We start from the raw sequence: 23,410 nt of genomic DNA, 5'->3' as shown, positions 1-23,410 counted from the left end.
TATCCCTTATAGATAATGACTATCTATAAGGGATGATAATATCTAAGCTAATTCACTGGCTGGCCCAAAAAACTCATAATGGGTTTGTGATTCGGGTACACCCAATTCTTTTAACGCTTTTTTTATGGTAACCATAAAAGGTTTAGGACCTAAGAAATAAGCATCAATATCTTTATTTGCTGGTAACCATTTTGCTAGTAATGATTTATCTATCATACCTTCTGCATCAGCTAATTTATTAGAATCTTGTTCATAACAATAAAAACAATGTAGGTTATTATGTGTTTTTTGTTGTTCCCTAATCCAATTTCTAAAACCATCTACTTCTGCATTACGCGCAGCGTGAATAAAATAAATAGAGCGTTGAGTCGTTAATGCTGCTTGCAACATAGATAAAATAGGTGTAACACCAACACCACCAGAAATTAATACCAAAGGTTTATCACTTTCTTGTAAAGTGAAGTCACCAAAAGGTGGGTAAACACGGATAATATCACCTTCTTTAACATGGTCATGCAAGTGATTAGAGATAACACCTTGATTCTCACGCTTAACACTAATTCTATAATATTTGCCATTTGCTGCTTCAGAAATAGAGTAGTTGCGACGTTGTTCACCTTCTAAGAGTACAAAACGTAAACCTAAATATTGCCCCGGTTTATGGTGAATAATTGCTTTGCCATCTTTAGGTTCTAGGTAAAAAGACACAACTTCGCTGCTTTCTGGAACTTTTTTAGCTACTCTAAATAAACGTTCTCCACGCCAGCCACCTGTCACATCTTCTTGTTGTTGGTAAAGATTTTCTTCTACCTTAATTAATACATCAGCTAATTGTCCATATGCTACTCGCCATGCTTCAATGACTTCGTCTGTCGCAATCTCTGTACCTAATACCTCACGAATTGCACGTAATATACAAGTGCCCACAATAGCATATTGTTCAGGTAATACTTGTAGTGCAGCATGTTTGTTAGTAATTATAGAGACAAGATTACCTAGGTTCTCAAGATTATCAATATGCTTGGCATACATAAGAATACTATGAGCTAAAGCCCGAGGCTGATCACCTGTTATTTGGTTAGTTTTATTGAACAGTGGTCTTACATCCGTATATTCATTCAGCATGATATTATAAAAATGCTTTGTTAGTGTTTCACCACCTGTTTCTAATAGGGGAACAGTTGCTTTAATAATATTACGCTGGGCATTGGTTAACATCAGATATCTCCATTTATTTATTACTTAATTACTTTGGAGTTATCTACTATCAAGATATGTGCCATTTAGGAATATATTATTTATCAATAAGATGTATTTTTCATAAGTCATTATGATACTATTTGAGTAGGTTTATTTAACTACAAAGAATAATTATGACTACATTATCTTGGCTTAATAGTATTACTACCTTAGTGGATGACTTAGCACTAGAATTACCAACAGTGGAACGTTATCAACGATTACTAATGGCTATACGCCGTCTTATCTCTTGTGATGCCGTAGCATTATTACGTTTAGATGGTGACTATCTTGTTCCTTTAGCAGTCAATGGACTTAGTAAAGATACCTTAGGTCGTCGTTTTGCAATTGATGATCATCCGCGTTTTAAAATATTATTAGACTGTCCCGAGCCAATGCGCTTTCCAGCGAATAGTCCATTACCTGATCCATATGATGGCCTGATTGATGGAGTAACAAGTCAACAATTAGAAGTTCATGACTGCATGGGCTGTGTATTATTTTGTCATGGTAAATTATGGGGCTTATTAACCTTAGATGCATTGGAACGTAATAGCTTTGATAGTGTAGATTTTAATCTATTACAATTAATAGCTAGCCTAACAGTAGCTACTGTTAATGTTGGGGAGCGTATAGAAGAATTAAGGTCACAAGCTAAGTTAGAACAAGAACGGGCAGAATCTTTTCGTTTAGCTATTACGCAGCCTATCCATAAGTGGATAGGTGAAAGTGAACCCTTCTTAAAATTAAAGAAGGAAATAGAGCTAGTAGCTAATAGTGATTTAACGGTTTTAATTACGGGGGAAACTGGTGTTGGTAAGGAGTTAGTAGCTTATGGTATTCATCAAGCCTCTACTAGAAATCGTCAACCATTAGTGGCAGTTAATTGTGCTGCATTACCAGAAAACCTGATTGAAAGTGAGTTATTTGGTCATGTGAAAGGTGCTTTTTCTGGGGCTATTAGTGATCGTGCAGGTAAATTCGAGCAAGCTAATAATGGTACTTTATTTTTAGATGAAGTGGGTGAGCTACCTTTAGTTGCACAAGCTAAGTTATTAAGAGTATTACAAAATGGCCAATTGCAGCGAGTGGGTGCTGATAAAGAGTTACATGTAAATGTACGTATTGTAGCTGCTACTAATCGTGATTTAGCTAATGAAGTAAAAGAAGGGCGCTTTCGTGCAGATTTGTACCATCGTTTAAGCGTGTATCCCATGCATATCCCGCCATTACGTGAGCGTGGTAATGATACTTTATTGTTAGCTGGTTATTTTTTAGAGCAAAATCGTTCTCGTTTAGGGCTTCGAGCATTGCGTTTGGAACCTCTAGCCCAGGCAGCATTATTGTCTTATTCGTGGCCAGGTAATGTTCGAGAGTTAGAACATGTTATTGCTCGTGCTGCATTACGATTGTTAAGTCGATCTGTTGCTAATAAACAAACAATTCTTTCAATATCTAAACAGGACTTACAGTTGTTAGATACTGTTTATGAGGAGATAGAAACAACTCCTATAGCACTTTCTCCTGAAGCTCAGGGGAAAGATTTAAGAATTATTCAAGATGACTTTTTACGTAATTATATTAGTGAACGATTACAAGTGCATCAAAATAATCTATCAGCAACAGCACGTGAATTAGGAGTAAATCGGGCGAATCTTGCTAGATTATTAAAACGCCTTCAATTAAGAAAATAATATGTGCTTACATTTTTGAGGTGTAAATTTCTTTAGCGAATGCCCCTTTAGTATAAATAACCTTATGAATAATTTAATATTTTTCTACTAAAGCCTGATGGTTAGGTATGTTGTTAAGGCATAGTCTAAACATAGGTAAGATATCTTACCTAACAATGTTCAGACATTCTATAGGAGAATAAAAATGAACAAAGATATTAAGCACGATGATAAATCTAAAAAAACTGCTACTGAAACTAGCATTAAAAAAGACGATAAAACGAAGGATCAAGGGCATAAGCAACCAGGAAATAATAGTACTCACAAAGGTAAAAAATGATCTTTGTAAAGCTGAAATAAAGGTAAGTTAACACTTACCTTTGTTTTTATGGTTAGTAATAGTTGTAAGATAGATTTTTTATTAATATTGAAGACGTTGTAATAAGTCAGCTAATAATTTTTTTCTTTTAAATAGTAATTGCCAACGTCTACCACCTAATTGATGCCATAGCATAGCAGAACGAATACCTGCTAATAATAGGGTACGTATTTGAGCAGCAGCATTGGGTTGTTGTAGATAACTAACATCCCCCATCACTTGAATACGATGGTTAAAAGTACTGATAGTTTCCTCATATAAAGCACCACAGGCAGCTGTTACATTATCATGCATAATACCAAAGTGTTCTACTTTACTGCGGATTTGCTCTAAGCGTGTACTAATTGTATTAAGCATAGCACTATTACTGCTAAGTTTACGTTCTAACAAAATAAGTGATAAACCATAACGGAGTGCCTCACGAGAGATACCAGAGTTTCGCTCTAAAAATCTACATAAAAAATGGTAACCATCTACTAGCTCACTATCATTACCACCGTATACATCTAAAGTACTTTGTGGATCAATAACCAATAAACTATTAATTAAGCATTTTACAACAGGCTCATCGACTAGACCTGTTCTTGCTAATTTATCTACTTGTAAGGCAGCAGTGAATATTGCACCTAAAGCTATTAATTGTTCTTGTTGTTTAGTCATAATGTCATTCTTTAATTAATATAAGAGGGTCTGGCTCTACTGTTTCTATAACCCCACCGCCTAAACAAATCTCGTTTTGATAGAACACAACTGATTGTCCGGGTGTTACAGCACGTTGTGGTTGATCAAAACTAATATGGTAACCATTGTCTGTTTTGGCTAGTGTACAGGCTTGATCTGCTTGGCGATATCTGACTTTAGCTGTAAGTGCTAAAGGCTTGCTTAAATCAATAGGATTAACCCAATAGATTTCTTTGCAGGTTAAAGCATTGGCAAATAAACAAGGATTATCATTACCTTGTCCAACTATGAGTACATTGCGTTGTAAGTCTTTTGCCATGACATACCAAGGTTCTTCAGAGGCATTTTTTAAACCGCCAATGCCTAATCCTTGGCGTTGACCAATGGTGTGATACATCAAACCATGGTGTTTACCTATCACTTCACCTGTTGTCGTTTTAATATCACCGGGTTGAGCAGGGAGGTATTGTTTCAGAAAGTCACTAAAGCGACGTTCACCAATAAAGCAAATACCTGTGGAGTCTTTTTTTCTAGCAGTAATTAGGTCATATTGTTCAGCTATAGCTCGAACAGCAGGTTTTTCTAATTCACCAACAGGAAATAAGCTTTTAGCTAATTGTTCACCTGCTACTGCATGTAAAAAGTAACTTTGATCCTTATTTGGGTCTAGTCCTTTTAATAATAAGGTCTGGCCATTCTCATCATGTCGACGCACATAATGACCAGTAGCAATAAGCTCAGCATCTAGCATTAAGGCGTAGTCTAAAAATGCTTTAAATTTAATTTCTCTATTGCAAAGAATATCTGGGTTGGGGGTACGGCCTGCTTTATATTCTTCTAAAAAATGTTCAAAAACATTATCCCAATATTCAGCCGCAAAATTAGCTGTATGTAGCTTAATTCCTAATTTATCACACACAGCTTGCGCATCAGCTAAATCTTCTTTAGCCGTACAATATTCTGTACCGTCATCTTCTTCCCAGTTCTTCATAAATAGGCCTTCTACTTGGAAGCCTTGTTGTTGAAGGAGCAATGCGGAAACCGATGAGTCTACACCGCCAGACATGCCGACGATAACACGAGTGTTAGCTGGATCAAACTTCATAAATAATTTAGATAATCGATTAAAGAGACTCATTTTAACAGAAAATTAGTCACGAATAACGCTTAATGGATAAATATGTCCTGCTAAGTAGTCATCAATGCAATTTAAGATCATGGGATTACGCCAATGGTCACGTTTTGTTATTAACTCATCACGAGTTAGCCAAACGGCATTTATAATACCATCATCTAAAGGTTTGTCAGGATGATGTTTAATAGGATTAGCAGCAAAGCAAATTCGTTGATAACTAATACCGTTATCCCCTGTGAATAGGTAAATGCCGATAACGCCTGTTAACTCTACATCCCATGCAGTTTCTTCCAATGTTTCACGCAATGCTGCTGCCAATAGTGTTTCGTTTCTTTCAAGGTGCCCTGCTGGTTGGTTTAAAACTTTGCGATTATTTTTGATTTCTTCTACCATTAAAAAGCGCCCTTGATCTTCAACAATAGTAGCAACGGTAACATGGGGGAGAAAGCGCATAATTTCCTCATTCCTATTTAAGTGGTATAATTAGCAATTTACTACAGTTTAAACCTTAAAGTGTGTAAGATTATAGGTGAAAACTACAAAAATAGTCGCCTATTTGGGCATTGAGAGCTATTTTTATATAAGTAGAATTATTTAGTAAAAGAATTGTCTCTTCTTATAGCATATTGTTAATACATAATAAAACGATGGAGTTTTGTAATGACTAAAATTAAAGTTCCGGCAAATGGTCAAAAAATTACTGTAAACCAAGATTTTTCTCTCAATGTTCCTGATAATCCGATTATCCCTTTTATTGAAGGTGATGGTATTGGTGTCGATATCAGCCCAGTAATGATTAAAGTGGTAGATGCTGCTATTGAAAAAGCTTATGGCAGCAAACGTAAAATTGAATGGATGGAAGTATATGCGGGTGAAAAAGCGACTCAAGTATACGATAAAGACACTTGGTTACCTGATGAAACATTAGCAGCAGTTCGTGACTATGTTGTTTCTATTAAAGGTCCATTAACTACGCCAGTGGGTGGTGGTATCCGTTCATTAAACGTAGCATTACGTCAACAATTAGATTTATATGTGTGTCAACGTCCAGTACGTTGGTTCAAAGGCGTTCCAAGCCCAGTTAAAGAGCCAGGTTTAGTAGATATGGTTATCTTCCGTGAGAACTCTGAAGATATCTATGCAGGTGTTGAATGGAAAGCTGATAGCCCAGAAGCTAAAAAAGTAATTGAATTCTTAACCAAAGAAATGGGTGTTAAGAAAATTCGTTTCACTGAACATTGTGGTATTGGCATTAAGCCAGTATCTGAAGAAGGTACTAAGCGTTTAGTACGTAAGGCATTACAGTACACTATTGATAACGATCGTGAATCATTAACTATTGTTCATAAGGGCAATATTATGAAATTCACAGAGGGTGCTTTCAAAGATTGGGGTTATGAAGTAGCTCAGAAAGAATTTGGTGCTGAATTACTTGATGGTGGTCCTTGGATGCAGTTCAAGAACCCAAAAACTGGCAAAAATATCATTGTAAAAGATGCTATTGCTGATGCTATGTTACAACAAATCTTATTACGTCCTGCTGAGTACGATGTAATTGCAACGCTTAACCTAAATGGTGACTACTTGTCTGATGCATTAGCAGCTCAAGTGGGTGGTATTGGTATTGCGCCAGGTGCTAACCTTTCTGATTCAATTGCTATGTTTGAAGCAACACACGGTACTGCTCCAAAATATGCTGGCCAAGATAAAGTTAACCCAGGTTCAGTGATCCTTTCTGCTGAAATGATGTTACGTCATATGGGTTGGTATGAAGCAGCTGATTTAATCATCAAAGGTATTGATGGGGCAATTGCTGCTAAAACTGTAACTTATGACTTTGAACGTTTAATGGAAGGTGCTAAATTGCTTTCTTGTTCACAATTTGGTGATGCAATTATTGCTAATATGTAATAGATGTAATTTCTTATGCAGTCTAACAAAGGGAACTTTATAGTTCCCTTTGTTGCTTATTAAATAACAAAATAACTGCTTGGAATGGATAGGGTATGCGATTTGATCTTGTTGATTTACGATTATTTGTTAATGTGTGTAATGCAGGAAGTATTACGGGGGGCGCAGCAAATTCCTGTATAACATTACAATCAGCCAGTGAACGAATCAAAGGTATTGAAGATGAGTTAGGTACACCGTTATTAATCCGTTCGAAAACAGGTGTGATTACTACAGAGGTAGGAAGAGTTTTTTTACAACATGCTATTAGCGTTTTACAAGATGTTGACTATATGCGTGATGAGCTTTTTCAATACAGTAAAGGGTTGCATGGACATATTTTATTAGCTTGTAATTCATCAGCATTAAATGAATATTTACCTAATAAAATAGCTTATTTTTTAAAAAATAACCCTCATATTTCTTTCACATTACAAGAAAAGCTAAGCCTTGATATTGTACATGGTTTAAAAAGTAAAACGTTACCATTGGGGATAGTGTCCAATTCTGTTCAATTGCAAGGTTTGCAACAATTACCTTTTTGTGATGATGAGTTAGTTGTCATTGTGCATCAACAACATTCTTTAGGATCACATTCAGAGGTTTCTTTACAAGATATTGTACAAGAAGAATTTATAGGATTAATGGAGCATTTAGCATTACAACAGTATATTGAAAGCCACGTCAAACAGCTAGGTAAACGGCTTAACTATCGAGTACGCTTAAGTTCATTCGATGCAGTATACCAAGTGGTAGCTAATGGTGTGGGGATCGCTATTGTGCCACGCTATACCGCACAGCGATTAGCTCATAAAGATATTAGTATAGTTACTTTAAAAGACAGTTGGGCTAAACGTAAATTAGTTATTTGTAGCCATTGTTTTAACGAACTTCCACAGTACTATCGAGATTTTATTGATTGTTTAACAACCAATAATTTATAGCAAATCTTTAATTATCATATAGCTTCCTAACAGAATTAACCCTATGAAAAAATAGCGGCGAAAAACTTGCTCACTAATAATATTACGTAATAATTGTCCAAAATACATACCAATTAGTGCAGGAACTACAGCTAAAATTGATAATCCATAATTCACTGTAGGTAAGTCAGCCTGTATCAAAAGTTGTATGGCAAGTGCAATAGTTGAGGCGGTAAAAGATAATCCTAACGCTTGTATCAATTGATTTTTATTTAAATGCAATGTTTGTAAATAGGGAACAGCAGGTAATACAAAAACACCTGTAGCTGCTGTAATAGTACCTGTTATATAACCAACTAAAGGGGAAAGCCAATGCTCATTTTTAACTGCATTTGGTAGTTTTTTACCTGCTATACCCCATATTCCATACAAACAAAGAATAATACCTAAAGCAGAGCCTACCCAAGAGTTTGATGAAGTAAGTGGAGGTAGAATACTCCATAAAGTACCTATTACTATACCTAGAATCATTGGCCATAGTCGTTTAAATAGTGGCCAAAAATTTTCACCTAACCATAACTGCCAGATATTGGTTACTAAAGAGGGAATAATTAGTAATCCAGCCGCAACTGCTGGAGGGAAGAAGAGTGTTAGTAGGCCCATGGCTATCGTGGGTAAACCTAAGCCTATAACCCCTTTCACTACTCCTGCTAGTAGGAAAATTAAGATAATAATAAGTATCAACATAAGTGCTCTAATAAGTTACATAAGAATATATTGAAAATTAGCTTATCTAAAATTAAGTAGAGGGGGTATTTGGTTTTACCTGACTAGGTCTAAGGAAAATTTGGAGGAAACTAATTAATAGTAGTGATGATATAAAAAAGCCCACATTCAGTGGGCTTTTTATTAATATTAAAGAGATAAATCGAGTAAACGTCTTACCCATTTATCGTAGGCTTCCACAATATTCTTCACAAAGTTGTGGGTACGTTCATTTAAATTACCAGCTTCATCAAAAGCGTCAGCTATACCACCAAGGTAAGTTTCAGGCTGTTGCATACAGGGCATATTTAAGAAAACTAATGATTGACGAATATGATGGTTTGCTCCGAAACCGCCAATAGTTCCTGTAGATGCAGTAATAACAGCTGTTGGCTTTTCATTCCAAACGCTTTTGCCATAAGGGCGTGAACCTACATCTAAGGCATTTTTTAATACAGCAGGCACTGAGCGATTATATTCTGGGCTAACGATTAAAATAGCATCAGATGCTCTGATTTTTTCGCGGAAACTAGTATAACTAGCTGGAGGAGTTTCATTATCTATATCTTCGTTATAGAAGGGTAATTCACCAATTTCAACAATCTCTAAAGATAGTGTGGGTGGAGCCATTTTAATCATTGCTTCTGCTAATTTTCTATTATAAGAACCTTTACGTAAACTACCCACTAAAACAGAAACTTTATAAGTTGTTGTCATATTTTCTTCCTACTTAAAAGTTGATAAACAAATTTATTTAATATTACAAAAAAGTAATTGTTCTAGTTTCTTAAAGAAATAATAGACCAACCTTGTGTTTGAGCATGCTTTCTTAACTCCTCATCTGGATCTACTGCAATAGGGTTTTCCACTAATGATAGTAGAGGTAGGTCATTCTTAGAGTCACTATAAAAATAACTACCTTCAAGGTCTGCATTATTTTGTTTAAGCCAGTCATTAAGGCGAGTTACTTTACCTTCTTGATAACAAGGAACGCCTGTAGATCTACCTGTATAATGGCCATCTTTCATTTCACATTCAGTAGCTATCAAGTTATTTACACCAAGGCGTTTAGCAATAGGTTCAGTGATAAAGCGGTTAGTTGCTGTGATGATGACTAACTTATGACCTTCCTTACGATGCTGTTCTAAAAGCTCTTCCCCTTTTTTTAAGATCATTGGTTCAATCGTGTCTTGCATAAACTGCAGCTGCCACTCATGCAGTTGTTTAATGGAAGCTTTACCTAAAATAGCTAGGCTAAAGTTTAAATACTCTTTAACATCCATTATGCCAGCTTGGTATTTTTCGTAAAACTCATCATTTTTTGCTTTGTAATGAGCTTTATCGAGAATACCCCATTTACATAACCAATCTCCCCACGCATGATCACTATCGCCAGCAAGAAGAGTGTTATCAAGATCAAATAAAGCTAGTTTCATATATCATCTCTGTTTTAAATATAGTGTCATTTTAACCATTCAAAAGAATAACGTCATGGTTTTATGAGTATTCATAGACTAGAGAATAGTCGTATTTATTATAGGGATTTAGCGTTACTAATTGTTAGCATTAGATTTGTATCTTGCAATGAATTGTTAGTATTTATTTCATTATTAAAGCCAAATTAATATTTACTAAAAGAAAATTTGTATTGTATTGATATTATCTGCTTTTGAATAATGCAATTTTATGGAACAATGGTAGTAATAATTTTTGGAGATGGTTAGTGTGATAGATTCAGATGGTTTTCGCCTGAATGTCGGACTAATTCTTACTAACAACCTAGGTCAAGTTTTATGGGCCAAACGTATTCATCAAGATGCATGGCAGTTCCCGCAGGGAGGTATTCAACAGGGTGAAAAACCTGAGGATGCCTTGTATCGTGAGTTGTATGAAGAAATTGGGTTGACAGAGCAAGATGTGCAAGTCCTAGCATGTACAGGTGGATGGTTACGATATCGATTACCTGAATGGTTAATTCGTTCAAAAACTCAGCCACGTTGTATTGGTCAAAAGCAAAAGTGGTTTTTGTTAAAGTTATTGGCAGATGATAATAAGGTTTGTTTAACCAATGGTGACAAACCCGAGTTTGATAGCTGGCAATGGGTAAGTTATTGGTATCCATTGCGGCAAGTTGTTAATTTTAAACGAGAAGTTTATCGGCGAGCCATGAAAGAGTTAATTTTAAGAGCACCTCAAATAACTAAATAAATCGGAGTACTAGCTTATTATGCTTGATGCACTGCGCAAAATTGTTCAGGAAGTCAATGCTGCCAAAGATCTGAAAACAGCTCTTGGTATTATTGTATTGCGCGTTAAAGAAATGATGTCAGTACAGGTATGCTCGGTTTATTTGTTGGATGCAGAAACAGACCAATATATATTAATGGCTACTGAAGGTCTAAATAAGCGTGCTATTGGTAAGGTACATTTAGAAAGTGATGAAGGTTTGGTAGGGTTAGTGGGGACACGTCAAGAACCATTAAATTTACCTAATGCTTCTGATCATCCACAATATCGTTATTTTGCGGAAACAGGTGAAGAGCGTTATTCATCATTTTTAGGTACGCCCATTATTCATAATGGCCAAGTATTGGGTGTGCTTGTTGTACAGCAAAAAGAACGTCGTGAGTTCAGTGAGGAAGAAGTATCCTTTATTGTAACCATGGGTACACAGCTAGCTGGTGTAATCGCGCATGCTGAGGCCTCAGGCAGTGTTTCTCCTTCTAAAAGATCACCACAAGAAGCGCGTTTTGTGGGGGTGATTGGTGCATCAGGGGCTGTTGTAGGACAAGCCATGGTAGTTTTACCACCTGCTGATCTAGAAGCAGTACCTGATCGTAAAACTAAAGAAATACAAGTTGAATTAGATTTATTTGAAAGTGCCATTGAGGCTGTACGTAAAAATATTCAAAAAACCTCTATTAAACTTGCCAAACAGCTACGCCCAGATGACTTAGCCTTATTCGATGCTTATCTTTTAATGTTAGAAGATGACGTGCTAATAGGTGATATCGAAAAAACAATCAGAGATGGGCAGTGGGCGCAAGGTGCAATTAGAGATGTAATACTACAGTATGTGCAACGTTTTGAGGCAATGAATGACCCTTATTTAAAAGAGCGCGCAGTAGATATTAAAGATTTAGGTCAACGTTTATTAGAACAATTACAAAAGCGTGACCAAGCAAATATGGAGTTTCCTGATGACACTATTTTAGTGAGTGAGGAAATTAGCCCATCAATGCTTAGTGAAGTACCTGAAGGCAAGTTAATAGGTATTGTTTCTGTATTAGGCTCAAGTAACTCCCATGTAGCAATTTTAGCAAGAGCAATGGGAATACCTGCGGTAATGGGGGTGGCAGAATTACCTTACCGTAAGATGGATGGCTTAAAGATTATTGTAAATGGCTTCTTTGGAGAAGTCATTACTAACCCCAGTGAAGAGCTATGCCAGTATTACTTATCAATGGCAGAGGAAGAAAAGCAGTTATTAGCTAGTCTTAATATATTGCGTGATTTACCCTGTGTTACTTTAGATGGGCATCGTATTTCGTTATGGGTTAATACAGGTTTACAAGCGGATGTAGATAAGGCACAACAACGAGGTGCAGAAGGGGTAGGTTTATACCGTACTGAAGTGCCTTTTATGATAAGTAGTTCTTTTCCAAGTGAAAAAGAACAAATGGCTATTTATCGGCAACAGTTAGAAGCTTTTCATCCCTTACCTGTCACCATGCGTACATTGGATATTGGTGGGGATAAGTCATTACCTTATTTTCCTATTGAAGAAGAAAATCCATTCCTAGGTTGGCGTGGTATTCGAATTACCCTTGATCATCCAGAGATTTTTATCCTACAAATTCGTGCAATGCTTAAGGCTAGTGAAGGACTGGGTAATCTTAAAATCTTATTACCTATGATTTCTTCTGTGCATGAGGTTGAGCATGCTTTACGAATGATTAATAGAGCATGGTTTGAAGTAAGAGAGGAAGGCATAGAGGTAGAGATGCCGCCTATTGGAGTCATGATAGAAGTGCCTAGTGCGGTATTCCTCACTAGAGTGTTAGCCAAAGAAGTGGATTTTGTCTCTGTAGGTTCTAACGATTTAACCCAATATTTATTAGCAGTTGATCGTAATAATGCACGTGTAGCTGAGCTTTATAATTATTATCATCCTGCGGTGTTGCACAGTTTATATAAAACAGTTAAAGACTGTCATGCAGAAGGTAAAACCGCTAGTATATGTGGTGAAATGGCTGGTGATCCAGCTGCTGCAATTTTATTACTGGCTATGGGGTTTGATTCGTTATCAATGAATGCTACCAATTTACCTAAAGTTAAATGGGTGCTTAGACAATTAACCATGGTGAAGGCCAAAGAAATTTTAGACGATGTTTTAAAACAAGATGACCCACAAGTGGTAAAAAGTATTATTAATCTTGAGTTATCTCGTTTAGGATTAAAACGTATTGTTGCTCCCAGTAAAAAGATAAACTGAAAAGTTTTAAATAAAAAAGGCGGGAAAACCCGCCTTTTTTATTGAGTTATTTAAAGAGATTTTTATATTGGTGTGGTTGGCAACGTAAGTATTGTGGTGGAGCAGTTACTTGTGCACCTAACTCTGCTGCTGCTTGCCATGCCCAGTGAGGGTTGTATAACATGCCACGACCAATGGCCACCATATCTGCTTGGCCCGTTCCAATAATACCTTGTGCTTGTGTGGCTTCAGTAATTAAACCAACCGTCATCGTTGGCATCGCTACTTGTTCTTTAATAGCTTGTGCAAAAGGAACTTGATAGTTAGGACCCACAGGGATTTTTTGATCTTTATGTAAGGCTCCAGTAGAAACATCAATAAAACTACAGCCTAAATCTTTTAATGTTTTAGCAAGCGCGATAGATTGCTCTAAATCCCAACCACCTTCTACCCAATCAGTAGCAGAGATACGAATACCCACCGCTTTTTCCATTGATACTACTTTACGAATAGCTTTGAATATTTCAACAGCAAAACGAATTCTATTTTCTAATGGGCCACCATATTCATCAGTACGTTTATTACTAAGAGGTGAGAGGAATTGATGGATTAAATAGCCATGTGCACCATGAATTTCAATCATATCAAAGCCAGCATCATCTGCTCGTTTAGCTGCCTCTGCAAACTGTTTGATAATAGTTTTTATCTCATCAGTTGTTAACTCTTTAGGTGTATCATGGTTATCATCATAGGCAATGGCAGAAGGCGCAACGGTTTTCCAGCCACCTTGTTGTGGTGTTATATATTTATTTTCTTTCCAAGGTTCTGGCATAGAGGCTTTACGGCCAGCATGAACAAGTTGGATACCCAAAGGTATAGCGGAATATTTTCTAATCGACTTGATTAGTTTAGACATTGCTGCTTCTGTTTCATCATCCCATATTCCAAGATCATAGGGAGAAAGACGGCCGTCAGGGCAAATTGAAGTGGCTTCAAAAATAAGTAGGCCAGCGCCTGAATGAGACAGTGAGCCATAATGCATTTTATGCCAGTCTGTAGGCTTACCATCTATAGCAGAGTATTGGCACATAGGGGGAATAATTACGCGATTTTCTAAGGTTTGTTGATCAATGATGATAGGGCTAAACAATTTAGTCATTCTTCTCTCCAATCTTTTAGCTATATGTAATTATTATGCGGATAAATAGCCTTATGTTATTCCTATTAACATAAAGAATCCATACTACTATTGTTATTCATTGTATAAGAAGGTGTTTGATCTTTTGATTAATAGTTAAAAATAATTGACAACTTATTTCCAATAATGAAAACTGGTTGTCAATTTAAGGGAAGGATAAAAATGAATCAATCAAATTCAATTCAGCTATTGCATGAAATTATCATCAAGATTTTTCAGCTAAAAACACTATTTATGGATAAAGGGGATCAATTAGTGACTCCCTTTGGTTTAACGAGTACTCAATGGCAAATATTGGGTGCTATTTCTATGTCTAATAAGCCTATAACAGTGCCACAAATTGCTGGGTTTATGGGACTTACAAGGCAAGGTGTACAAAAACAAATTAATTATTTAATTGCTGAGAAATTATGTCGCCCACATATGAATCCAAAGAATTTGCGCTCTCCACAATATGCATTAACTGATAAAGGTAACAATGTCTTTGCTCAAATAATGAGTATTTCAGATGTTTGGATAGCAGGCCTTGGAGAAAATATTAAGTTTGAAGATTTATTTACTACATTACGTGTATTAACTACTTTATCTGATCGGCTACCCACCTCATCATTAGGAGAAGATGATGAATAATATAAAAATAGTACATGGCATTGTAGCTAATGTAGTGATATTGATGGTGATCGTTTTTTGGGGAAGTACAGTTATTAGTGAGTTATTCTTAGATCAACAAGCTATAAAACTGGTTAAACAAAGTATTGTTTATTACGGTTTGCCTTTTATGATTGTTGCGATGATGATAACAGGCATGACAGGTTTTTTATTAGGGAAAGAATCTAATTATTTACCTATTTTAAATAAGAAAAAAAGAATGCCTTTTATTGTTTTTAATGGTTTATTTGTTATGGTGCCATTAGCTATTTATTTAAATTATAAGGCAGCTAATAATGCATTTGATAGTTGGTTTGTAATTATGCAAGTTGTTGAATTATCAATTGGTATTGTTCAATTGTCGTTGTTGGGCAAGAATTTTACAGAAGGTATAAAAATATCAAAATCCTTTAATAGTTGGTAATAAAACTTATAAAAAATAATAAATAGCTTGACGTTTAGAAATTGAAAGGAATAAAATCGCCACGCCTATTTAAAGGCTTATCAATTTTAATCAATATGTGAGAGTGATTAACTAAAAAACTATGGACAACGAACAGAGACGGTTGCCAGTATTTACTGGCCTAAATAACAATTTAACTGCTCAATAGGTTGCCAGTTTCACTTATGGCCACTGAGTTGGGCTATAGGTGAATAGTATGAACTTCAAAACTATCTTCCCATTAAACATTTTTGTTTATTTCTTTAACCACAAAGATATCACTGTTAAGCAATCTGCTAATACAAATTTACCTCTTTTCCGCCAAGTATTGGTTTGGAAAAAAAATGCTCAAACTCAGTGTTTAGAATGTGGTTTTGTATCTACTAATCAATCAGAAGAAGAGCCTGCGCCGTATAACTATTTATTGGCGTGTTAAGTTCTTTGAGATGATTAATTAAATCTATTTAATAAACTGTTAAATAACGTTATTAATAACGGAGTTTAATTACAAGTAAATAATAGGAGCCAAAAATGGAAGAGCCTCCCAGTAGTGATTTTTCTGAACCAGAACCTATTCAGAAAAAACTAATTAATTTAATAGCAAATAATTTTATTTACCACTATGGTGAAGGGATATTTTCGTGCCTAATTTTTAGATAGGCAGTTATTTTCTCTTGTCACCATAGTGTACAGGAGAAAGAAGAGATGACTGTTATCACTAACAAAGAGTATACAACCCAAGCTCAAGAAAACCGTAAAACAAGTCAGCAAAATATAGTCGCTGCCAATGAAGCACAAAATACGTTAGAAAAAACTTTATATAACTTAGCAACTAGTCGTGATGGATTAAATGAGCTAGAGGTAGAAGTACGTTTAGCAAGAGATGGTGCAAATACGGTTGCCCATGATAAGGCTCCGCACGCACTCATTCAATTGTTATCAGCCTTTAATAATCCCTTTATTTACGTATTAATGGCACTAAGTGCTGTTAGTTTTTATACTGATTTTTGGTTGCCTTTTAAGGCTGGTGAAGATACAGATTTAACAGGTGTTATTATTGTTGTTACGATGATAGCTATCAGTGGTTTCATGCGTTTCTGGCAAGAATATCGTTCAAATAAAGCCGCAGAAGCATTAAAAGCGATGGTAAAAACTACTGCTACTGTATTACGTCGTAATAAAGAGGGAAATAATCCTAAAATAAAAGAAATAGCGATGCGTGATATCGTGGTGGGCGATATTGTTCATTTATCAGCAGGGGATATGATTCCAGCTGATGTGCGCTTGATAGAATCACGCGATCTATTTATTAGCCAAGCAGTATTAACAGGCGAGTCTATTCCTGTCGAAAAGTACGATACTTTAGGCAATGTCAAAGAAAAAACAGCTGATGTAGTAGCTCTTGGTGAATACGATACATTAGAACTGCCTAATATTTGTTTTATGGGAACCAATGTGGTAAGTGGTACGGCAACAGCTGTAGTAGTAGCCACAGGAGCAAACACTTATTTTGGTTCTTTAGCTAAGTCAATCGTAGGCTCAAGAGCACAAACAGCTTTTGATAGAGGAGTTAATAGCGTTAGTTGGTTATTAATTCGCTTTATGTTAGTAATGGTGCCTATAGTGCTATTAATTAATGGTTTTACTAAAGGTGACTGGACAGAAGCTTTTATGTTTGCCTTGGCCGTAGCAGTAGGTTTAACCCCTGAAATGTTGCCAATGATAGTCAGTGCGAATCTTGCTAAAGGAGCAGTAGCAATGGCGCGCAAAAAAGTAGTGGTAAAACGTTTAAATGCTATCCAAAACTTTGGTGCCATGGATATTCTTTGTACTGATAAAACAGGTACTTTAACCCAAGATAAAATTATTCTTGAACGCCATGTGGATATTAATGGAGCTAATCGCGATCAGATTTTGCAATTAGCTTGGTTAAATAGTCATCACCAAAGTGGCGTAAAAAATTTAATGGATAAAGCGATTATTCGCTTTGCTAAAAAACATCCAGAATTTAAAAAGCCAAAAGAGTGGAAAAAAGTTGATGAGTTACCTTTTGACTTTGTACGTCGTCGTCTATCTGTCATTGTAGAAAAACAAGGTGAGCGTTTATTAGTATGTAAAGGTGCTGTAGAAGAAATGCTCTCTGTAGCCACTAAAGTACGTGAAAATGGACAGCTTTTAGCTATTAATGAAGAACGTCGCCAACAGCTATTAAAAATTGCAGATGATTATAATAATGATGGTTTTCGTGTATTAATATTGGGTACTAGAGTATTAGCTGATGATTCTCGTACACAGTATACGATAGCGGATGAGTTAGATTTAGTTATTGAAGGTTTTTTAACTTTTCTTGATCCACCAAAAGATACTGCAGAGGCTGCATTAACTGCATTACGTGATAATGGTGTAGGCGTTAAAGTGTTAACGGGTGATAATCCAGTTATTACTTTAAAAATTTGCCGTGAAGTAGGCTTGGATGCAGGTGAACCATTAATTGGTAAAGAAATAGACCTATTAGATGATGAGACATTACATAGTAAAGTAGAAGAACATACCGTTTTTGCTAAATTAACCCCTATGCAAAAATCACGAGTACTTAAAGCGTTACAAGCCAATGGCCATACAGTGGGTTTCTTAGGTGATGGGATTAATGATGCTCCAGCATTACGTGATGCAGATGTGGGGATTTCAGTAGATACAGGTACTGATATTGCTAAAGAATCAGCGGATATTATTTTATTAGAAAAGAGTTTAATGGTGTTAGAAGAGGGGGTTATTAAAGGCAGAGAGACCTTTGGTAATATCATGAAGTACCTTAATATGACGGCTAGCTCTAATTTTGGTAATGTTTTTTCTGTATTAGTGGCCAGTGCTTTTTTACCTTTCTTACCTATGTTGGCTATCCACTTGCTCATTCAAAACTTAATGTATGATATCTCTCAGTTATCATTACCTTGGGATAAAATGGATAAGGAGTTTTTACGTAAACCACGCAAATGGGATGCTAAAAATATTGGTCGTTTTATGCTATGGATTGGCCCAACGTCCTCTATTTTTGATATTACTACCTTTGCTTTAATGTGGTATGTGTTTGCCGCTAATACACCAGAGTTACAATCTTTATTCCAATCAGGTTGGTTTATTGAGGGATTATTATCGCAAACCTTAGTAGTACATATGTTACGTACTCAAAAGATTCCTTTTGTACAAAGCACAGCTGCTTTACCTGTTTTATTAATGACTGGTTTAGTAATGGCGATAGGTATTTATATCCCATTCTCACCATTAGGTGCCATGGTTGGATTACAACCATTACCATGGGAATACTTCCCTTGGTTAGTAGGTACTTTAGTGTGCTATTGCTTGGTTGCACAAACGATGAAGGTCATTTATATCCGTCGTTTTGGTCAATGGTACTAAACACAAAAAAGGCACCAATAGGTGCCTTTTTTGTGTTTAGTAAATGAATATTAGAAGGATGCAGTAATCGAGGTATATAACGTTCTACCTGGCTCATTATAAGTATAAGCACCAGCATCTTTACTATTACCCTCACGGTATAAACGTTTATCAAAGATATTATTAACACCTAGGGTTACTCGTAAGTTTTTAGTAAATTCATAAGATCCTGAGAAGCCTACTAAAACATAAGGTGATATTTCTCGTTTGCCATCTTTACTAACAGGTTTTCCTTGATAATCATATTTAGGTGGTGTTTGTCTGCCATACCATGTTGCTGTAGTTTGTAATGATAGTGCGTCAGTAGCTTGCCAGTCCATTGTAGAGTTGATAGTAAACTCTGGAATAATAGACAATGGCTCACCTGTTGTTTTATTTTTGGACTGTAACATATAGGTGAAATTGTTTGTCCATGTTAAATCATAGTGTAATGGAATGGTTAAATTACCTTCTAACCCTTCAACCACTGCTTTAGGTACATTATCCCATTGGAAAATATCTGAGTTAACATAAGAGCCTGTTCCACCAGTTGCTGTACCAATAATACCTTGGCCTGCTTCGATCTTGTTTTTATAATCGTTACGGAACCATGTAATACCTGCGATCCAACCATCTTGTTTGTATTCAATACCTAATTCTTTATTAACACTGGTTTCTGCTTTAAGGTTTTTATTACCCATTAAGTAACAACTACCACCTGCTCCCCAACAACCATTACCACGACTATAGAGTAAATAGTTAGGGTTAGTTTGATACAGATTAGGTGCTTTATAAGCATGAGCAATACCTGCTTTTAAGGTAACAGTATCCGTTAAGTCTTGAGAAATATTTAGAGCAGGGCTCCAGTTGCTACCCGTTGTAGTGTGATGATCGTATCTAAGGCCTGGAGTTACGATAGTACCTGGTCTTAATTCAATATTGTTTTCTACAAATAATGAACTGATAGTAGCAGAAGACTTAGTATTACGGTTAGTACCAGTAATACTAGGAATGCTTCCTCCTTCTGTTACTGTTTGGGTATTAGAGAATGGATCATCCATTTTTTGTTCATTCCATTCTGTACCTAAAGTTACTACTTGATCAAATACAGCATAAAAGGGAATATTAACTTCACTATGGCCTGTTAAACTACGTAGACTAATAGTTCCAAAATCGTTACTGTTAATATTACCTTCAGGACCACCTGCTAAGCCTTCTTGCAATCGTCTATTACGTGTTTTTTCATATTGGAAAAAACTCATAGAGGATAAGTTATCCCATTTACCACGGTGAGTAATTGCAAAGTTTTCACGATATATTATGTTTGTTTCACGACCAATCCATGGGTCACGAAAAGCTTGTAATGCAGCAGCAGAAGAGTTATTCATACTATCACCTGCATAAATATTACCTTGTCGACTGAAACCTGCTTCAAATTCTAATGATTGTTCAGGAGTAAATTGCCATTTAATTAGGCCATTAATGTCTTTATTACGAACACCTTCACGACCTGCTGTTGCAAAGTTACCAATAGTATGATTTTTATTAATATCCTTATCATCTGCATCCGTTTTATTAAGATTGCCATAGATACGATAGGATAGATTATCAGCAAGGGGACCACTTAAACCAAAATCAATACGTTTGGTTACCCCCTCACTTTTATGTTGAGGCATATTTCTATATATGGTGACGTTGCCATGATGTTCTTGAGTTGTACCTTTAGTAATGATATTGATAACACCACCTGCGGCACCTGAACCATAACGTGCAGCAGCAGGACCACGTAAAATTTCAATGCGTTCAATTTGATCTGCTGGTACCCAGTTAGTATCACCTCTCGTATCTCGGTCACCACGCCAACCATAACGTACTGAGTTTTTAGAGGATATAGGTTTACCATCCACTAAAATTAAGGTGTTTTCTGGCCCCATGCCACGGATATCAACTTGTCGATTGTTACCCCTTGCACCAGAACCGCTGTTACCTGTTAAGTTAACACCAGGTTGTTTACGTAAGATTTCAGAAATATCATTAACAGGCGGACTTTTGCGAATATCTTCAGCAGTAATAATAGAAACACCAGGTGCTTGTTTTAGTTCTTCTTGGGCTGTACCTAAAACTTCTAAGGTATCAAGTTGAATAGCATTGTCTTGCTCTTCTGTAATTTGGATTTGTGCCAATACTGGTAGGCAAATACTAGTTACTAATAGAAATAATAAATTCTGCCTAGTTACAAACTTACGACACTTCATGAGTGTGTTACCTCTTCAAATTAATGCTTAATGATGTGATGGTGGATTACTAAAAAAACTGGTTAGAGCCTGTTGAATGGCAAATGGAATTACAGCACCATGATTTTGTTCAGGAAAAATAAAGAAACGGGTGTGTAACTTTGTAGAAGCATCTTTGCTTAGAAGATTTGCTAATTCTTTGGCATTAGTTACTTGGTTTCTTTTAACAAGTTTTTCTTTTCTTGCCGCTGGACTATTAGTAGGAACTGTTTGTTCTAAGCCGCCAACACTGATAATAAGTTGTGGTGGTTTGTTATATGTTTTCTGGCTATTAATAAAGTGACTTGATTCTCGGATAATGGCTTTATTATCCCACCAGATTGAAGGGCTTGCAGCGTAGTAGTATTGAAAGCTTTCTGGCTTAGTAAAACTGGTAAATAAAGTAAATAGACCACCATAAGAATGACCAAATAAAGCTTGTTGTTGGCTATCTATATTATATTTTTGCTCAATTAACGGTTTTAATTCTGTGGTGATAAATTTTAGAAACTTTTCAGCACCACCACCATTTTCTTCCCCTTTAATAAATGGATCATTAGTGATAGTTGAATTATGGGGTGGCGTGTAATCTTGGGCGCGGAATGTTAGCCATTGCTCTTGATAATCAATAGCAACTATTACTATTGGTTTTATAATCCCTTGTTCTATTAAATTATTGGCTAGGCTTTCTGCACGAGAAAAAGTTAAGTGTCCATCGAGCAAGTAGATAATAGGATAGCCAGTGCTAGGTGCAGCTTGTTGAGGGGATGCAATATAAATAAGATAATCTTTATTAGTGATAGATGAGTGTAGGGTTATTTGTTGAGCTGTACTTGTAAATGTTGCTTGTTGATTATTAGAGTTAGCAAGGATTGTATGAGTGTAACAGCCTGTTAAAAGAGTAAATAATGATAAAGCAATTGCTTTAAATTTACTTTTATTTGAGTTAAGGCTGTTTAAAGTCATAAATACTCCAAAAAACTTTATGAAAATGAGAATTATTATCATATAATATTGGGCATATTGTTGCTTATTTTTCTTTTTCTTTATTTTGCGTAAACGACAAATTGTTTTGCAAAAAACACAATTAACGAATTAGTTAGTTGTGGTGGTAGGTATATTTATAATGCTTTCTCACTCAGATACTATGGTCGACCGTAATCAACTTGCTAAACTTACTCAAGTAGTAGGGCGAAAATGTCACGTTATTGATAAACAACAATGTACAGATAACCATATCTTCAAAGGCAACTTTAACCTTATCAAGTTACGTGATGGTTTAACTTTACATACATCAGATGGCTATGATGCTCACAATTTAAAAACACAAGCTGAGCTTAAACCAAGAATTGGTTTTATGTTGTTTTTGAATGGTCAATGTGATGTTTGCTATGGAGAGCGAAAAGTTACTTTAGGCGTTAAACATAAGCAACAGAAAACAATAGTGCCTGAGGCAGTATTAATTTCTGTAGATCGCAAAGAGTTATTTACTAGAGAGGCGCAAGAAGGTCGTTATTTACGTAAAGTAGTGGTGGGAATAGATCCTAGCTGGTTAGAGAAAGGTGGTTTTGAAGGTTTAGAAGGGTATAAAAAGGTTATTCAATTTTCTCAACAACATCTAAAGGTTGAACGACATCTAGTATCTAAGCATATGCAAGTTATTGCTGAAAAAATTTTAAATCCACCTGATTATTCACCCTTTTTAAGAAACTTATATGTTGAGGGATTAACATTAGAAATGGTGAGTGAAGCATTAATGATGCTAACCGAGCAGCAAAGTTTAGTAACCAATACTACAAAGATTCATCCCTATGAAAAGAAACGAATTAACAAAGTATTAGAGTTATTGGAAAACACGATAGAGGTAAAAGATTTATCATTAGATTTTATTGCTCAACAAGTGGGTACTAATACTAATACATTGCAACGTAATTTCCGTAATATGATGGGTATGACAGTATTTGAATATTTACGTTGTCGCAAGCTTACTGAAGCAAAAAACGCATTAGAAAATAATCAAGTTAATGTATTAGAAGCTGCTTTGTTGGCAGGTTATAGTGGTGCTGCTAATTTTAGTACTGCCTTTAAAAAACAATTTGGTGTTACCCCTAATCAAGTACGCACAAAAATCTATACAATGTAATTGACGCTATTGTTAAATAATAAAGTAGCTTTTGTATGGTATTATTTATAGC

General features: G+C 35.8%; 21 protein-coding genes. 11 read left to right on the top strand and 10 right to left on the bottom strand.

Annotation, left to right across the window (positions count from 1 at the left end; all coding sequences use genetic code 11):
* Positions 1-42: 42 nt before the first annotated feature.
* The gene (hmpA, locus tag MTZ49_RS00500) at positions 43-1,218 is read right to left on the bottom strand and encodes an NO-inducible flavohemoprotein (RefSeq protein WP_264746483.1); all 1,176 of its coding nucleotides are present in this window, start codon (positions 1,216-1,218) and stop codon (positions 43-45) included.
* 155 nt (positions 1,219-1,373) lie between these two features.
* Between hmpA and norR the strand changes: the two genes are divergently transcribed.
* The gene (gene norR, locus MTZ49_RS00495) at positions 1,374-2,933 is read left to right on the top strand and encodes a nitric oxide reductase transcriptional regulator NorR (protein WP_264746482.1); all 1,560 of its coding nucleotides are present in this window, start codon (positions 1,374-1,376) and stop codon (positions 2,931-2,933) included.
* A gap of 184 nt (positions 2,934-3,117) precedes the next feature.
* A complete protein-coding gene (locus tag MTZ49_RS00490) occupies positions 3,118-3,252 on the top strand; it encodes a hypothetical protein (protein ID WP_264746481.1) in 135 nt (44 codons plus the stop codon).
* Positions 3,253-3,333: 81 nt separating this feature from the next.
* Here MTZ49_RS00490 and hflD read toward each other — a convergent pair whose 3' ends face one another.
* From hflD to MTZ49_RS00475, 3 genes are read right to left on the bottom strand one after another with little or no spacing between them, the layout of a single operon-like run.
* Positions 3,334-3,951, bottom strand: a complete 618-nt coding sequence (gene hflD / locus MTZ49_RS00485; RefSeq protein ID WP_264746480.1) for a high frequency lysogenization protein HflD — start codon at positions 3,949-3,951, stop codon at positions 3,334-3,336.
* Positions 3,952-3,955: 4 nt separating this feature from the next.
* Positions 3,956-5,077: a tRNA 2-thiouridine(34) synthase MnmA gene (mnmA, locus tag MTZ49_RS00480; RefSeq protein ID WP_264746479.1), complete on the bottom strand. Its 1,122-nt coding sequence runs from the start codon at positions 5,075-5,077 to the stop codon at positions 3,956-3,958.
* Positions 5,078-5,122: 45 nt separating this feature from the next.
* Complete coding sequence (locus tag MTZ49_RS00475) at positions 5,123-5,560, bottom strand: NUDIX hydrolase (protein WP_264746478.1); 438 nt, start codon at positions 5,558-5,560, stop codon at positions 5,123-5,125.
* A gap of 207 nt (positions 5,561-5,767) precedes the next feature.
* Here MTZ49_RS00475 and icd point away from each other — a divergent pair, with 207 nt between their 5' ends.
* Positions 5,768-7,018 (top strand): NADP-dependent isocitrate dehydrogenase, encoded by a 1,251-nt coding sequence (icd, locus tag MTZ49_RS00470; RefSeq protein ID WP_201090969.1) that lies wholly within the window; start codon positions 5,768-5,770, stop codon positions 7,016-7,018.
* Between the two features lie 95 nt (positions 7,019-7,113).
* Entirely contained in the window at positions 7,114-8,001 is an 888-nt protein-coding gene (locus MTZ49_RS00465) for a LysR family transcriptional regulator (RefSeq protein WP_264746477.1), read from the top strand.
* Here the strand turns inward: MTZ49_RS00465 and MTZ49_RS00460 are convergent.
* The 3 genes from MTZ49_RS00460 to MTZ49_RS00450 form a co-directional block, all read right to left on the bottom strand.
* A complete protein-coding gene (locus MTZ49_RS00460) occupies positions 7,996-8,727 on the bottom strand; it encodes a sulfite exporter TauE/SafE family protein (protein WP_264746476.1) in 732 nt (243 codons plus the stop codon). The genes MTZ49_RS00465 and MTZ49_RS00460 overlap by 6 nt on opposite strands.
* A gap of 168 nt (positions 8,728-8,895) precedes the next feature.
* Positions 8,896-9,462, bottom strand: a complete 567-nt coding sequence (locus MTZ49_RS00455; RefSeq protein WP_264746475.1) for an NADPH-dependent FMN reductase — start codon at positions 9,460-9,462, stop codon at positions 8,896-8,898.
* 62 nt (positions 9,463-9,524) lie between these two features.
* Positions 9,525-10,181, bottom strand: a complete 657-nt coding sequence (locus MTZ49_RS00450) for an HAD family hydrolase (RefSeq protein ID WP_264746474.1) — start codon at positions 10,179-10,181, stop codon at positions 9,525-9,527.
* A 289-nt stretch (positions 10,182-10,470) separates the two neighbouring features.
* Between MTZ49_RS00450 and rppH the strand changes: the two genes are divergently transcribed.
* Together rppH and ptsP are read left to right on the top strand one after the other, a co-directional pair.
* Entirely contained in the window at positions 10,471-10,953 is a 483-nt protein-coding gene (rppH, locus tag MTZ49_RS00445) for an RNA pyrophosphohydrolase (protein ID WP_264746473.1), read from the top strand.
* Between the two features lie 19 nt (positions 10,954-10,972).
* Positions 10,973-13,240 (top strand): phosphoenolpyruvate--protein phosphotransferase, encoded by a 2,268-nt coding sequence (ptsP, locus tag MTZ49_RS00440; RefSeq protein WP_264746472.1) that lies wholly within the window; start codon positions 10,973-10,975, stop codon positions 13,238-13,240.
* Positions 13,241-13,286: 46 nt separating this feature from the next.
* Here the strand turns inward: ptsP and MTZ49_RS00435 are convergent, their stop codons facing one another.
* Positions 13,287-14,378 carry an NADH:flavin oxidoreductase/NADH oxidase gene (locus MTZ49_RS00435; RefSeq protein WP_264746471.1) on the bottom strand — a complete coding sequence of 364 codons (1,092 nt, stop codon included), beginning with the start codon at positions 14,376-14,378 and terminating at the stop codon, positions 13,287-13,289.
* Between the two features lie 201 nt (positions 14,379-14,579).
* On the opposite strand from MTZ49_RS00435, the gene MTZ49_RS00430 reads away from it, so the two are divergent.
* The 4 genes from MTZ49_RS00430 (at position 14,580) to mgtA (ending at position 18,924) form a co-directional block, all read left to right on the top strand.
* The gene (locus MTZ49_RS00430) at positions 14,580-15,047 is read left to right on the top strand and encodes a MarR family winged helix-turn-helix transcriptional regulator (protein ID WP_264746470.1); all 468 of its coding nucleotides are present in this window, start codon (positions 14,580-14,582) and stop codon (positions 15,045-15,047) included.
* The gene (locus MTZ49_RS00425) at positions 15,037-15,489 is read left to right on the top strand and encodes a hypothetical protein (RefSeq protein ID WP_264746469.1); all 453 of its coding nucleotides are present in this window, start codon (positions 15,037-15,039) and stop codon (positions 15,487-15,489) included. The genes MTZ49_RS00430 and MTZ49_RS00425 overlap by 11 nt, the downstream gene beginning before the upstream one ends.
* Before the next feature lie 235 nt (positions 15,490-15,724).
* Complete coding sequence (locus MTZ49_RS00420; RefSeq protein WP_264746468.1) at positions 15,725-15,943, top strand: hypothetical protein; 219 nt, start codon at positions 15,725-15,727, stop codon at positions 15,941-15,943.
* Between the two features lie 269 nt (positions 15,944-16,212).
* The gene (gene mgtA, locus MTZ49_RS00415; RefSeq protein ID WP_264746467.1) at positions 16,213-18,924 is read left to right on the top strand and encodes a magnesium-translocating P-type ATPase; all 2,712 of its coding nucleotides are present in this window, start codon (positions 16,213-16,215) and stop codon (positions 18,922-18,924) included.
* A gap of 50 nt (positions 18,925-18,974) precedes the next feature.
* Here the strand turns inward: mgtA and MTZ49_RS00410 are convergent, their stop codons facing one another.
* Together MTZ49_RS00410 and MTZ49_RS00405 are read right to left on the bottom strand one after the other, a co-directional pair.
* Positions 18,975-21,197: a TonB-dependent siderophore receptor gene (locus MTZ49_RS00410; RefSeq protein WP_264746466.1), complete on the bottom strand. Its 2,223-nt coding sequence runs from the start codon at positions 21,195-21,197 to the stop codon at positions 18,975-18,977.
* 27 nt (positions 21,198-21,224) lie between these two features.
* Positions 21,225-22,181: an alpha/beta hydrolase gene (locus tag MTZ49_RS00405; protein WP_264746465.1), complete on the bottom strand. Its 957-nt coding sequence runs from the start codon at positions 22,179-22,181 to the stop codon at positions 21,225-21,227.
* 160 nt (positions 22,182-22,341) lie between these two features.
* On the opposite strand from MTZ49_RS00405, the gene MTZ49_RS00400 reads away from it, so the two are divergent.
* Complete coding sequence (locus tag MTZ49_RS00400) at positions 22,342-23,358, top strand: helix-turn-helix domain-containing protein (protein ID WP_264746464.1); 1,017 nt, start codon at positions 22,342-22,344, stop codon at positions 23,356-23,358.
* Positions 23,359-23,410: the final 52 nt, after the last annotated feature.

It is taken from the genome of Entomomonas sp. E2T0 (genome assembly GCF_025985425.1).
Taxonomy (GTDB): Bacteria; Pseudomonadota; Gammaproteobacteria; order Pseudomonadales; family Pseudomonadaceae; genus Entomomonas.
This window is presented reverse-complemented; position numbering and strand designations above follow the sequence as displayed.